At 34.9% G+C, this 13,016-nt stretch carries 10 protein-coding genes; 3 read left to right on the forward strand and 7 right to left on the reverse strand.

Annotation, left to right across the window (positions count from 1 at the left end; genetic code table 11):
• Nucleotides 1-19 precede the first annotated feature (19 nt).
• The gene (locus tag ACUN26_RS23605) at nucleotides 20-991 is read left to right on the forward strand and encodes a glycosyltransferase family 2 protein (protein ID WP_000413116.1); all 972 of its coding nucleotides are present in this window, start codon (nucleotides 20-22) and stop codon (nucleotides 989-991) included.
• 30 nt (nucleotides 992-1,021) lie between these two features.
• Here ACUN26_RS23605 and ACUN26_RS23610 read toward each other — a convergent pair whose 3' ends face one another.
• On the reverse strand, nucleotides 1,022-1,894 hold the full coding sequence (locus tag ACUN26_RS23610) for a TetR/AcrR family transcriptional regulator (protein WP_000659602.1): 873 nt from the start codon (nucleotides 1,892-1,894) through the stop codon (nucleotides 1,022-1,024).
• 152 nt (nucleotides 1,895-2,046) lie between these two features.
• Between ACUN26_RS23610 and ACUN26_RS23615 the strand changes: the two genes are divergently transcribed.
• The gene (locus ACUN26_RS23615) at nucleotides 2,047-5,163 is read left to right on the forward strand and encodes an efflux RND transporter permease subunit (RefSeq protein WP_001033538.1); all 3,117 of its coding nucleotides are present in this window, start codon (nucleotides 2,047-2,049) and stop codon (nucleotides 5,161-5,163) included.
• Nucleotides 5,164-5,191: 28 nt separating this feature from the next.
• On the opposite strand, the gene msrB is transcribed toward ACUN26_RS23615, so the two are convergent.
• The 6 genes from msrB to lytS form a co-directional block, all read right to left on the reverse strand.
• The gene (gene msrB, locus ACUN26_RS23620; RefSeq protein WP_000290143.1) at nucleotides 5,192-6,157 is read right to left on the reverse strand and encodes a peptide-methionine (R)-S-oxide reductase MsrB; all 966 of its coding nucleotides are present in this window, start codon (nucleotides 6,155-6,157) and stop codon (nucleotides 5,192-5,194) included.
• A 91-nt stretch (nucleotides 6,158-6,248) separates the two neighbouring features.
• On the reverse strand, nucleotides 6,249-7,292 hold the full coding sequence (locus ACUN26_RS23625; protein ID WP_001166022.1) for an AI-2E family transporter: 1,044 nt from the start codon (nucleotides 7,290-7,292) through the stop codon (nucleotides 6,249-6,251).
• A 317-nt stretch (nucleotides 7,293-7,609) separates the two neighbouring features.
• Nucleotides 7,610-8,302, reverse strand: coding sequence for an antiholin-like protein LrgB (gene lrgB, locus ACUN26_RS23630; protein WP_000168869.1), 693 nt, complete (start codon nucleotides 8,300-8,302; stop codon nucleotides 7,610-7,612).
• 34 nt (nucleotides 8,303-8,336) lie between these two features.
• On the reverse strand, nucleotides 8,337-8,768 hold the full coding sequence (gene lrgA, locus ACUN26_RS23635; RefSeq protein ID WP_000104898.1) for an antiholin-like murein hydrolase modulator LrgA: 432 nt from the start codon (nucleotides 8,766-8,768) through the stop codon (nucleotides 8,337-8,339).
• A 132-nt stretch (nucleotides 8,769-8,900) separates the two neighbouring features.
• The gene (locus ACUN26_RS23640) at nucleotides 8,901-9,641 is read right to left on the reverse strand and encodes a LytR/AlgR family response regulator transcription factor (protein WP_000921837.1); all 741 of its coding nucleotides are present in this window, start codon (nucleotides 9,639-9,641) and stop codon (nucleotides 8,901-8,903) included.
• A complete protein-coding gene (gene lytS / locus ACUN26_RS23645) occupies nucleotides 9,619-11,388 on the reverse strand; it encodes a two-component system sensor histidine kinase LytS (RefSeq protein ID WP_000933605.1) in 1,770 nt (589 codons plus the stop codon). The genes ACUN26_RS23640 and lytS overlap by 23 nt, the downstream gene beginning before the upstream one ends.
• A 327-nt stretch (nucleotides 11,389-11,715) precedes the next feature.
• Here lytS and ACUN26_RS23650 point away from each other — a divergent pair, with 327 nt between their 5' ends.
• Nucleotides 11,716-13,011: an MFS transporter gene (locus ACUN26_RS23650; protein ID WP_001028013.1), complete on the forward strand. Its 1,296-nt coding sequence runs from the start codon at nucleotides 11,716-11,718 to the stop codon at nucleotides 13,009-13,011.
• The last annotated feature ends 5 nt before the right edge of the window (nucleotides 13,012-13,016 follow it).

Below are 13,016 nucleotides of genomic sequence, written 5' to 3' on the forward strand. Positions count from 1 at the left end.
AAACTACGGAGGATACAACATGGAAAAATTAATTTCGGTTGTAGTTCCTATGTACTTCGAGGAAGAAGTAGCACAGGAATGTTATAATCGTTTAAAGTCCGTTATGCTTCAAAATAATATTAATTATGAATTTGTCTTTGTAAACGATGGCAGTACGGATCGTACAATGGACATTTTATCTGAGATTGCAGCAAATGATTACCGTACAAAAATTGTTAATTTTGCACGTAACTTCGGACATCAAGTAGCTGTTACAGCGGGTATTGCTGCTGCAAAAGGTGACGCTATTGTAATTATAGATGCAGATTTACAAGATCCACCAGAAGTTATTCCTGAGCTTATTGCCAAATGGGAAGAAGGATATGAAGTTGTTTATGCAAAACGTAAACAACGTAAAGGTGAAACTTGGTTTAAACTTTTAACTGCTAAATATTTCTATAAATTCTTAAACTATATGTCTGATATCGATATCCCAAAAGATACAGGTGATTTCCGAATCATCGATCGCAAAGTTGCTGATGTGTTCAATCAAATGACAGAACGAAATCGCTTTATTCGCGGTATGATGTCTTGGGTTGGCTTCCGCCAAACGTATGTTGAATATGAACGTGACGAGCGTTTTGCTGGCGAAACAAAATATCCATTAAAGAAAATGATTAAATTTGCATCAGACGGTATCATTGCCTTTTCGACAAAACCGTTACGAATTGTTATGTCTTTAGGCTTATTATCAGTTCTCATTTCTATAATTGTCTTGCTTTATACAATTACTGTGAAAATCATCGGCGATGGTACTCAAACAGGTTGGGCATCCATTATGGTTGCTATTACATTCTTTAGCGGTATTCAGTTACTTGGTCTTGGAATCGTCGGTCAGTATATTGCTCGTATTTATGACGAAAGTAAAAACCGTCCGATTTATATCGTGAAAGAAACGATCAATATTGAACAAGAAGAGGCTGCACAGAAAAAAGAAAAAGTGAATGCATAATAAAAAAGGTAACAATGAAAACTATCATTGTTACCTTTTTATATTGTAATACCCCATAAGTCTCAAACGGAACTCTTTTAAATTTGGGTATACATCTAAATTAGACAACATCCCTTGAATGACTGGGACCCTTGGATTTGGCAATCTCATTTCTGCCTCTAAAACATCTAGCGTAATAAGTAATTCATCATCTTCTAATTGATCAGCTAATGTACGCTTAAAAACAATTATTTCTTTTAAAAAATGCTCCTTAACTTGTTCTTTAATAAGCTCTGATTTACAAAGAAACTCTCCAAGTCTTTCTTCATGTAAAACAGGTTCTTCCGAAGATTCTATAAGTCCATCTACTAAATGATCCACCCTTTTTAAAATAAAAGCCGATACATAGGACAAATCAATTTCTGGCGCTTGTAAAATAATTAATTCTAAATATCCACGGCAGATCCCTTCTACCATAATTACTAAATCTAATAAATACGGCATAACCTTGTCACCATAAATAGACAACAAACTATTTCGATAAAATGCATGAGATTCCAATTTCATCCTCATCATAAATTCTTCTACTTCTTTATTAAATGGAATAGCATTTTCCCTCGCATGCATAATAATAAATTCCTTATGCTTTTGTATATCATTAAACTGACAGCACAATTGTTTTTCAAATTTTTCACGGGGAAATAGTGATTCTTTTTCAATATCCATCATTTTATTTTGAATCTTGTCATAATAATATCGAAGTGTTGCTAATAAAAGCTCATCTTTCGATTTAAAGTATAAATAAAAAGCTCCCTTAGATATACCACAAGCTGTCACAATTTCCTGCACTGATGTCGCATTTACACCCTTAGTCGCAAATAACTTCATAGCCATCTCTATAATTAAGCGCTCTTTTTCTTTCATATCTTCTCTCCTACGTTTAATCTCGCATCATATTATAAACTCGAATTTGATTTTATTATACCATCTCTTTTCATTGACTACTGACCAACCAGTCAGTTATATTATGTATTAGACTGACCAGTTGGTCAATACAATATAAAGGGAGCGCAAACATGAACAAAATCATCAATTTCTCATTAAAAAATAAGTTCGCAGTTTGGCTACTAACCATTATTGTTACCATTGCAGGGATATATTCTGGGCTTAATATGAAACTGGAAACAATTCCTGATATTACAACACCTGTTGTAACAGTAACTACGGTTTATCCTGGTGCTACACCAGAAGAAGTAGCTGACAAAGTTTCAAAACCGATGGAAGAGCAATTGCAAAATTTAAGCGGTGTAAACGTTGTTAGTTCATCATCTTTTCAAAACGCATCTTCTATTCAAGTAGAGTATGATTTTGATAAAAATATGGAAAAGGCCGAAACAGAAATTAAAGAAGCTCTCACGAATGTAAAACTTCCTGAAGGCGTAAAAGATCCGAAAGTTTCACGAGTAAACTTTAATGCTTTTCCTGTTATTTCGTTAAGTGTAGCAAGTAAAAATGAATCTTTAGCTACGTTAACAGAAAATGTAGAAAAAAATGTTGTTCCAGGATTAAAAGGACTTGATGGTGTTGCATCTGTTCAAATTTCAGGTCAACAAGTAGATGAAGTACAACTTGTTTTCAAGAAAGATAAGATGAAAGAATTAGGTTTAAGTGAAGATACTGTAAAAAATGTGATTAAAGGATCGGATGTATCTTTACCACTTGGCTTATATACATTTAAAGACACGGAAAAATCAGTTATTGTAGATGGAAATATTACAACAATTAAAGCATTAAAAGAGCTAAAAATCCCAGCTGTACCTTCAGCACCTAGCGCTCAAGGTAATCAAAATGCTGGAGCCGGTGCACAAACGCCGCAAATGAATCCAGCCGCTATGAATGGAATTCCAACAGTTACATTAGACGAAATTGCTGACATTAAAGAAGTTGGGAAAGCAGAATCTATTTCTCGAACGAATGGAAAAGAAGCCATTGGAATTCAAATTGTGAAGGCTGCTGATGCAAATACGGTTGATGTTGTAAATGCTGTGAAAGATAAAGTAAAAGACCTTGAGAAAAAATATAAAGACTTAGAAATCATCTCAACCTTCGACCAAGGTGCACCGATTGAGAAATCAGTTGAAACAATGCTTAGCAAAGCAATTTTCGGGGCTATCTTTGCGATTGTTATTATAATGTTGTTCCTACGAAATATCCGAACAACATTAATCTCTGTCGTTTCTATACCACTTTCTTTATTAATTGCTGTTTTAGTTATAAAGCAAATGGATATTACGCTTAACATTATGACGCTTGGAGCAATGACAGTCGCTATCGGACGCGTTGTCGATGACTCAATTGTTGTTATTGAAAATATTTATCGACGAATGTCGTTATCAGAAGAGAAACTACGCGGAAAAGATTTAATTCGTGAAGCTACGAAGGAAATGTTTGTCCCAATTATGTCTTCTACTATTGTAACCATTGCTGTATTCTTACCTCTTGGACTTGTAAAAGGTATGATTGGTGAAATGTTCTTACCATTCGCCTTAACTATCGTCTTCGCTTTATTAGCATCGTTACTAGTAGCAGTTACAATCGTACCAATGCTAGCTCATTCTTTATTTAAAAAAGAGAGCATGAGAGAAAAAGAAGTACATCATGAAGAGAAACCAAGTAAATTAGCAAACGGTTATAAACGCATACTTGCATGGGCTTTAAATCATAAAATCATTACATCAAGTATCGCTGTCCTTCTATTAGTTGGTAGTCTCGCACTTGTGCCGATTATCGGTGTAAGCTTCTTACCTTCTGAAGAAGAAAAAATGATTATTACAACATACAATCCAGAGCCAGGTCAAACATTAGAAGACGTTGAAAAAATTGCAACGAAAGCTGAGAAGCACTTCCAAAATAATAAAGACGTCAAAACAATTCAATTCTCATTAGGTGGCGAAAACCCAATGAGTCCTGGTCAATCAAATCAAGCAATGTTCTTCGTTCAATATGATAACGATACGAAAAACTTTGAAAAAGAAAAAGAACAAGTCGTGAAAGATTTACAAAAGATGTCTGGAAAAGGCGAATGGAAAAACCAAGATTTCGGAGCAAGTGGCGGTAGTAATGAAATTAAACTATACGTTTACGGAGATAGCTCGGAAGACATTAAGCCTGTCGTAAAAGATCTTCAAAATATCATGAAGAAAAACAAAGATTTAAAAGACATAGACTCTAGTATTGCAAAAACATATGCAGAGTACACTTTAGTAGCAGATCAAGAAAAGCTAAGTAAAATGGGTCTAACGGCCGCTCAAATTGGAATGGGCCTTTCTAATCAACATGATCGCCCTGTTTTAACAACAATTAAAAAAGACGGTAAAGATGTAAATGTATATGTAGAAGCTGAAAAACAAAATTATGATACAATCGATGATTTAACAAATCGAAAAATTACAACACCACTTGGCAATGAAATTGCTGTTAAAGATGTGATGACTGTAAAAGAAGGTGAAACTTCTAACACAGTAAAACATCGTGATGGTCGCGTTTATGCAGAAGTTAGTGCGAAATTAACATCGGATGACGTTTCAAAAGCATCTGCTGCAGTTCAAAAAGAAGTAGATAAAATGGATCTTCCTTCTGGTGTAGACGTTTCTATGGGAGGCGTTACAAAGGATATTCAAGAATCATTCAAACAACTTGGCTTAGCGATGTTAGCTGCGATTGCCATTGTATACTTCGTTCTTGTCGTTACATTTGGTGGTGCCCTTGCACCATTTGCGATCTTATTCTCGCTACCATTCACAATCATTGGTGCACTCGTTGCCTTACTAATCTCTGGTGAAACGTTAAGTGTATCTGCAATGATTGGTGCGCTTATGTTAATTGGTATCGTTGTAACAAACGCAATCGTGCTTATTGACCGTGTTATTCATAAAGAAAATGAAGGTTTATCCACACGTGAAGCATTACTAGAAGCTGGTGCTACACGCCTTCGTCCAATTTTAATGACTGCAATTGCAACAATCGGGGCTCTTATCCCGCTTGCATTAGGATTCGAAGGCAGCGGCTTAATTTCTAAAGGACTTGGTGTAACAGTAATTGGTGGATTAACAAGTTCAACGTTATTAACACTTCTTATCGTTCCAATCGTTTATGAAGTATTAAGCAAGTTTAAAAAGAAAAAAGTAAAATAATAAAAAAATAACCTCGCAATTAGCGAGGTTATTTTTTATCTCCAAACAAGATTAGGCAATCCCCATATCCTTCTTTCTCTAACTCCCGTTTTGGGATAAATCGAAGAGCTGCTGAATTTATACAATAACGAAGGCCATTTGGTCCTGGGCCGTCTGGAAATACATGCCCAAGATGTGAATCTCCTTCCTTACTTCTCACTTCCGTGCGCGTCATATTATGACTAACATCCATTTTTTCTTTCACACTAGCTGACATCACCGGTTTCGTAAAGCTCGGCCAGCCACATCCACTATCAAATTTATCTATAGAAGTAAACAATGGCTCGCCTGAAACGATATCTACATAAAGACCTTCTTCTTGATGGTTCCAATACTCATTTCGAAATGGTGGTTCTGTACCGTTTTCCTGTGTTACATAAAACTGCATCTCATTGAGTTTTTCTTTTAAATGAGCATTATCCTTTGGCCAATGTTGCTTAATAAAAGCATCTCGTCCCGATCCTTTACGATATAACTCATAGCGGAATGTATTTTTCTTATGATATCCTTGATGATATTCTTCAGCTGGATAAAATGTAGCAGCTGGCAATATTTTTGTCGCAATTGGCTTTGAAAAGCGCTCACTCTTCGCAAGTTCTTCTTTTGAAGCCTCTGCCTTTTTCTGTTGTTCTTCATTATGATAAAAAATCACTGTTTCATAAGACTGTCCACGGTCATGGAATTGTCCGCCGACGTCAGTTGGATCAATTTGTCTCCAATATATTTGAAGCAACTCTTCATACGGCATTTTATTTGCATCAAATGTAATTTGTACCGCTTCATAATGTCCCGTCGTTTCTGAACAAACTTCTTTATAGGTTGGATCTTCTTTATGACCACCTGTATAGCCAGAAACAACCTTTATAATACCTTCCATCTCTTCAAATGGCGAAACCATGCACCAGAAGCACCCGCCAGCAAATGTAGCCAATTCTATCTTTTCATTTACAGCCATTATTTCACCCCTATTCTATATTCTTCTTACAGTATGGCATAAGAAACATAATGTTATAAAAGAAAAAGCATCGAATATCGATGCTTTTTCTTTACTTCACTCTATTTTTTTCAATATCCCTCTCCATTTCATCACTCGTTACATCTAAAACATCTAATAAGAAAATGAAGATCGGAATACCGATAATAAGTCCCCACACACCTAAAAAGTGCTCTGAGAATATTAATACCATAAACGTATAGAAAATCGGTAAATTTGTTTTTTGGGACATAAACTTCGGATTCAATACGTAACTTTCAAGTGCATGAATAACTGTTACGATAATTAAAATATAAACAACGTACATAATACCGCCGATATTGTAAGCAATCATACAAAGCGGGAATAACGAAATAATAACCCCAGCTACTGGAATTAAACCAAGTAAGAAGATCATTAACGCTAAACCTAATAATTGTGGAAATCCTAATATCCATAATGCAATAACAGATAAAACACAGTTAACAACCGCAATTAAAAATTGTGCTTCAATTACTTTTCCAAATGAACGTGCAAATTTCTTTCCGAAGTACTCAATTTCATGATAGAAAATTGCAAGCCTGCTTTCTTTAAACTTTGCAGTAAAAGCAACGATACGGGCCTTTTCCAACAAGAAAAATAAACTTAAAATTAAAGAAAGTAAAACTTGAAGACCGAACTTCCCAACATTCGTAATAGATTTATACAAAATGTCTACGCCTTGTCCTACATATTTCGAAAGTTCCATATGATTGACAGCATTAACCGCATACTTAATCAATTCACTATCCGGTGGATTTCTTAAAAATACGTTAAATTGATAAATCAATTGTGAAATTTGTATCGTTAATACTGGTAAATATTTAAATAGTGTAATAGCAATTCCACCAATTAACATTACGTATAGAAATGCTATAATGAGTTTTCGATTAATGGGCATAAAATTATCTAATTTGCGAGAAATAAACTTTTGGAATCGATCCATTAAATACGTAAGAATAAACGTAATTAATATTAAATTCAACATACTTTGCAACCCATATAACACGAGAGCAAGTATTACTAATACGAGTAACCTCTGAAATCCTTTGCTTTGAAACAGGTTTTTTATTTGCATAATCGACGAGTACTCTCTCCTGTCCTATAAAGTAAAACGTTAATAAGTAGATTTCTCTCTATTTTCTACCTATAATTTATTCATTCATATGAAGATGAGCTATCATATAATTCCTAAAACCATACAGTAGCTTACTTCTTATTTTACAATACAATGACCTAATTCAAAACGTATTCTACACAGTATTAATGAAGATTTAAGGAAACTTGCATTTTGCTAACAATAGGTCTTACCACTACTGTAACATAAAAAGCAAGCCATCAGTAGGAATGTGTCCTACAAATAGCTTGCTTTTCTCATTTTTTAAGTAAGTTTTACTATCCAATGAATGGCATGAACATCGGTATGACGACAACTGTTACAACCCCAACTACTGTTACAGCAATACTTGCCATAGCTGCCTCTACTTCACCCATTTCAATTCCTACCGCAACACCTAATGCATGACCTGCTGTTCCAAGTGCTAGACCTTTCGCAATTGGATGTTTCACTCTAAATGTTTTTAAAAATAATGCTCCTAATGCGTATACGATAACTGCGTTAAAAATAACTGCAAACGATGTTATGGCTGGAATACCACCAATACTTTCAGAGATTGGTAATGCAATTGCTGTTGTTGCTGCCTGTGGTAACATTGAATTCATTACTGCTGTATCTAAACCAATTGCCTTTGCTACAATGAATACGACAATTACTGAACAAATAGATCCAACCACGATAGCCGATAAAATTTGCCACCAATATTTTTTTAACTTATCAACTTGTTTATATAATGGAATGGCAAATGCGATTGTTGCTGGCTCTAAGAAGAAACTAATCATTTTTCCGCCAGTATTATATTCTTCAAAAGTAAAATTACCTACCTTTAGAAAGACAATCCCTAATACCATTGCCACGAATAACGGTGTAAATAAGAAGAATCCTTTTGAGTGCTTAAATAATAATGTGCCGATTCCGTATGCGATTAATGAAACGACGATTCCGAAATATGGAGTCATTGTACTTGCCATGTTCATTACCCCCTAACAATATATACTAAAATGGTTACGCAACTTTTCCGTGCTTGCGTCCTTTATTGACTACTTTCAATTCTTTTGTATCTTTTGTTTCTTTGTCATCTTTTCCTAAAATAAATTGTGCAAATAACCCTGTTACAGCGAGTAAAATAATTGTTGCGACAACAATTACAGTTAGTATTTGTACAAAATATTGTCCCATTACACCAAGAGAATTAATAACTGAAATACCTGATGGGACGAAAAGGAATCCGATAATACCTGTTAAAGCTGTTCCGAGTGATTCAACCTGCTCTAATTTAATAACTTTTAAGCATAATAGACTAAATAAAATGACTAACCCGATTACCGATGAAGGCATCGGAATTGGTAAATGTGTTGCAATAATATTAGAAATTAACATAATAGCTGAGAATATGAATGCTTGTGATAAAAAACTATATACTTTTTTCGTACTCATTTTGGCCACCTCTTTCGATTTGGTACCTTTATTGTATAAGATGTACACGTTTTGGTAAGCGTTTACAAAACAGAGCGTCACATATACAGAATCAGTTACAAAAATAAGAGGATGAAATACAAAAGCTGCTTCTTAAATACGAAGCAGCTTTTTAAGTTCTTTTGCATATGTACGGCTAACAGGTACTTTTGATCCTTCTTTCATAATTAAATTATAAGTAGAATTGAACCACGGCTGCACTTCTGTAATATGATTAATATTTGCAATAAAACTACGATGAACACGCATAAAACTTGTTTGTGGTAACTTCTTTTCCAAAATTACAAGTGTATCGTGTGTTACATATGTTTCCCTCATTGTTTTTACTGTTACTTTCCCATCTACGAGTCCTACATATATAATATCTTCAATATTTACAAGTACGATTGATTCCTCAATTGGCAATGCTAATTTATGCATCTCTGCTGTTACATCTGTCCCCTTTATTTCTTGCTTCGTTTCTATTTTCGCTTGTTTTTGCTTTTTATATTTCTTCAATGTCTGTACAATGCGTTCTTCATCGAATGGTTTTAAAATATAATCTAACGCATCTACTTCAAATGCTTGTAATGCGTATTGATCATAGGCCGTTGCAAATACAATCGCAGGAGGATTTTTCATCTTTTTTAATATATTTGCGATTTCAAATCCATTATCATCGGATAATTGAATATCCAGAAATACAATATCTGGTTTATGGTTCATTAGTTCCTCTAATGCGTCTTCCACACAATCAGCCTCACCAATTATCTCAACTTCTTTCGTTCTTTCTAATAAATATTTTAGCTCATCACGTGCTAACATCTCATCATCAACTACTAATACTTTTAACAACCCGTTCTTCCTCCCCTACTTTTTTTGGAATTATAAAGGTAACCTCCGTCCCCTTATTTAATTCACTTTCAATATGAAGCATCGTGTCTTTCCCAAATAAACCGACTAGACGTTCATTAATATTATATAAAGCTGTTCCAGTCCCTTTCTTTGATGAAACTACCATTTTCCCTAATTGTTCTAAACGTTCTATCTCAATTCCCTGCCCATTATCCCTCACTTCAAAGTGAACCATACCTTCTCTTTCAAACACATGCACTTCTACTTCGCATACTGGTTGTTTCTTTGGAAAAGCGTGCCGCAATGCATTTTCAACCAATAATTGAAGAACAAATGGTGGTACTAGAGTTGTCTTTAGCTCTTCCTCAATATACAGCTTTACTCCATACTTATTTGGGAACCTTGCTTGTTCTAGTGATAAGTATGCCTGTACATGGTTTAATTCTTGTTCTAGTGGAATCAATAACTGACGTGCCCCTTGCAAATTACAGCGGAAATACACACTAAGCTGTAATAATAACTTCCTTGCTTTTTCTACATCGGTTCGGCATAAAGCTGATACTGTATTAATCGCATTAAATAAAAAGTGCGGGTTAATTTGTGCTTGTAATGCTTTTATCTCCGCATCTTGCAATAATTTGCTTTGCAATTCAGCTTCACCTAATTCAAGTTGTGTAGAGAATATTTTTGCCAACCCTTCTGCTAATTCCTCTTCCACACGACTTAATTGGTTAGGATTTTTGAAATACAGTTTTAATGTCCCTATCGTATTTCCATGTGAAGTGAGTGGAATAACGATCGCCGCTTGCAAGGGACAACCTTCATGTTGACAATTAATAACCTCACGTGATTTTGCTTTCATTATTTTCCCTGTGTTTAACACTTCTTTCGATAAACCAGTTATTAAACTATGTGAAGGAATATGGTGATCTGATGCTAATCCAACATGAGCTAATATTTTCTCTGTATCTGTTAAGGATACCGCATCTGTTCCTGTAAAGCGGTGAATAATTTGTGCCACATGCTTACACGATTCTTCTGTTAAGCCTTGGCGAAAATACGGTAACGTTTTATCAGCAATACGTAATACCTTATGGGTCTGAAGTGCCTTTGCGTTCTCTTCCTGACGCAAAATAGCTTGTATCATAGAAAGTAAAATAAAACTTCCAAAACTATTTACAAGGATCATTGGTATCGCAATTGTTTTCACAATACTAATTCCATCCTCTACAATTAATAGGATCATAATCATTTCTAAAGAAACGATAACAACACTTAAAATTGCTGAAAACTTAGGTGTAATTGTACGGTTATATTTTTTGAAAAGGTATCCGATATACCCTGTTATAATCCCTGCTAAAATAGAAGAAATTGCACAACTTAGCGCTGTCGTACCACCGAGCATATAACGATGAATACCAGCGATAACTCCTACCCCAACTCCTACGATTGGTCCACCAAGTAAACCACTAATACCCACACCCATAATACGTGTATTCGCAATGGTACTTGATGAAGAAACACCTTGTAGCCAATTTTCATTCATAATCGTATTTCCTGCTATTTCAATACCGGTGTAATTGCTTACAATTGTAAACACAGAAAAAATACAAATAAGCTTAAGCTTATCTACATATCCGTCCTGCCTATGGAGAAGGCGCCTAAACGTTTTAATATGAGAGAGTAAAAATCCTAAAATAACGATAAGTCCGACGCGTTCAATCATCATGAGTACTAAATTTAACATCTTTGATTCATTCCTTTTTATTTAGTTAGTTTTATTATGGGAAAATAACGAAGTAGGCGTCAAGAAGAATGAAATGTTTTTTGAAATATTTTAAACATGGAAATCTCCTCTTTATTTGACAATGTAATAGAAGAGTGCTAAAAATAAAGTAATATCATACAGTCCTTTAACCCAACCCCGTGAGGTTGAGAAGGAAGTCGGAATACTATATACGTATGTTCTTTTTTAGAGATACGTATGCTTTTTGGGCCTTCTCATCATATCAGGTGAGAAGGCCTTTTGTTATTCTTCCATAGCGACTGTAGAAGAAAATAAGGAGGAATAATAATGAACATCACCACTGATGTACAAACAACAGAGGAGACGAAAGAGAAAAGATATAAAACACTGTTTGGTTCTGCACTAGGATACGCCGCAGAAGGTTTAGATATGCTGCTCTTATCTTTCGTACTCGTCTATATTTTAAAAGAGTTTCATTTAAGCCCTGTTGAAGGTGGGAACTTAACATTAGCTACGACAATTGGTATGCTAATTGGTTCTTATTTATTTGGGTTTATCGCTGATTTATTTGGTCGTATCCGTACAATGGCTTTCACCATCTTACTATTTTCACTAGCAACAGCACTCATTTATTTCGCAACAGATTACTGGCAATTATTAATTCTTCGCTTTTTAGTTGGAATGGGAGTTGGTGGTGAATTCGGAATTGGAATGGCCATCGTAACTGAAACATGGTCAAAAGAAATGCGTGCTAAGGCAACATCGGTCGTTGCACTTGGATGGCAATTTGGTGTTTTAGTAGCTTCACTTCTTCCAGCATTTATTGTCCCGCATTTTGGATGGAGAGCTGTTTTCTTATTCGGACTAATTCCAGCTTTACTAGCTGTTTATGTACGTAAAAGTTTAAGTGAACCGAAAATATGGGAGCAAAAACAACGCTACAAAAAGGAATTGTTACAAAAAGAAGCTGATGGTATTTTAACAACTACTGAAGCAGAACATCTAAAACAAATAAAAAAATTCCCACTTAAAAAGTTATTTGCAAATAAAAAAGTAACAATAACAACAATTGGTCTTATTATTATGTCGTTTATCCAGAACTTCGGATATTATGGGATTTTCACATGGATGCCAACTATTTTAGCAAATAAATATAACTATACATTAGCAAAGGCGAGCGGTTGGATGTTCATCTCTACGATTGGCATGCTCATTGGAATTGCAACCTTTGGTATTCTGGCTGATAAAATTGGTCGTCGTAAAACTTTTGCAATCTATTATATCGGTGGTACTATATACTGTCTTATTTACTTCTTCCTATTCACAGATTCAACATTATTATTATGGGGAAGTGCATTGCTCGGATTCTTTGCAAATGGAATGATGGGCGGATTCGGAGCCATTTTAGCTGAAAACTATCCCGCCGAAGCTCGCTCTACAGCGGAAAACTTTATTTTCGGTACAGGACGTGGTTTAGCTGGATTTGGCCCTGTTATTATCGGTTTACTCGCTACAGGCGGAAATTTACTTGGAGCATTATCCTTAATTTTCATCATCTATCCAATCGGATTAATTACAATGTTATTATGTGTGCCAGAAACAAAGGGAAAAGTATTAGACTAAACGAA

The sequence above is a fragment of the Bacillus sp. WC2503 genome (genome assembly GCF_052682895.1).